Origin of the sequence: Bacteroides caecigallinarum (assembly GCF_016901995.1) — a bacterium.
Lineage (GTDB): Bacteria > Bacteroidota > Bacteroidia > Bacteroidales > Bacteroidaceae > Phocaeicola > Phocaeicola cellulolyticus.
The window spans coordinates 1-1421 of record NZ_JACJLE010000121.1; the positions used below are offsets into that span (position 1 = coordinate 1).

At 29.1% G+C, this 1421-nt stretch carries 1 protein-coding gene; it reads left to right on the plus strand.

The annotated features are described in order from the left end of the window. Window positions 1-63: 63 nt before the first annotated feature. Complete coding sequence (locus H6A61_RS15235; RefSeq protein WP_204394753.1) at window positions 64-1236, plus strand: O-antigen ligase family protein; 1173 nt, start codon at window positions 64-66, stop codon at window positions 1234-1236. Window positions 1237-1421 lie beyond the last annotated feature (185 nt).

Sequence of the window (1421 nt, forward strand, 5' to 3'; positions counted from 1 at the left end):
AAATAGAATACTAATAAAAAAAGATTCATGTATTATACTAAAATAGATAAGATTCTTTGGTGGATGGCTACAATGTGGCTTGTAGTAGATTCATTCACAGGCTTTTTTATGTCTTCTGGCATAAATATTCCTTTATCTCAAGTATATAAGCTATTCGTTCTGTTTTTAATAACGATTAGATTGATTAGTATTAATAAAACATTGATAATTGTTTGGGGGTCTTTCATGTATATAGCTTGCTATTTTTTGCATTTATCATTAATAGCAAGTAATTTTACAGAACCGATATTGATGTTATCGAAGTTTTTATCTTTAGTATACCTATATTTATATTTTTGTTTTTCATTCAAGAAATTTCCAGAAATAGCAATACTCAATAGTAAGAAAGTTTTGCTAGTTGGCTGGTTAGTTCTGGCTTTTAATATTATTATGGGATTATTGGGATTTGGTGTCCCTACTTATAAAGGAGATAATGCAGAATTGGGTGTCAAAGGTTTCTTTTTTGCAGGTAATGAATTAGGTGGAATATTGGCAGTACTTGCTCCATTCATGTTTTATTGGCTTATTATAAGATTATCTGGTTTAAAATTGTTTCTCTCATATTTGTTTGTTCTTATAATAGGTTTTTTAATTGGAAGCAAGACTGCAATTTTGGCAACCTTTTTATCTGCCATTGTCATACCATTTTGGTATTTACCTGTTCGCAAAAGAATTCGCTTAATGATTTTGGGACTTATAATAATTATTTGTTCTATTCCTTACATTATAGATTTAATATCTAATACTACTATCGGAGCAATTGAACGGTGGACATACTTTTATAATTCAGGAGGTCTCGAGCGTCTGGTTTTTTCCGGACGTGATGAATTTTGGGATTTAAAAAAAGAAGCTTTCTATAATTCTGATTTTAGTATTAGATTATTAGGGATGGGAGCAAGTGATAACTCCAAAATAGTTGAACGAGATCATTTGGATGCTATGTTGATATTTGGTTATTTGGGATTAATGTTTATCATTCTTTTCTTCTTTTCTTTATTGATAAAGACTATTCTACATAGACACACTAATTCCTTAGTAAAAATAGTTTTTTTTTCTAATTTGTTAGTGATAAGTATTGGCTACATGGCTGGTCATGTCTGGTTTTCTGCATCTGCAAGTGTTTATATAGCTTTAATCAATGCATTTGTTTGTGTTAGTCATAATGGTAGGTTATATGAAAAGGAATGTAAAAAATAAATTATAAAATGAATAAAATAAAAATCTTATTAATCGCTAATATGTATCCTACAAAGAAGGATCCTACATTTGGAACATTCATAAAGGTTTTTGATGAAGGACTCAGTACATATAGAAATGAGTACATAATTGAACGAATATTAATAAAGGGACGAAGTAAGAATATAGTCGTAAAGTTATGTAAG

What these genes read in the sequence shown, in the direction of transcription:
- H6A61_RS15235 (WP_204394753.1), top strand. Translation starts at nt 64, where the DNA reads ATGGCTACAATGTGGCTTGTAGTAGATTCATTCACAGGCTTTTTTATG.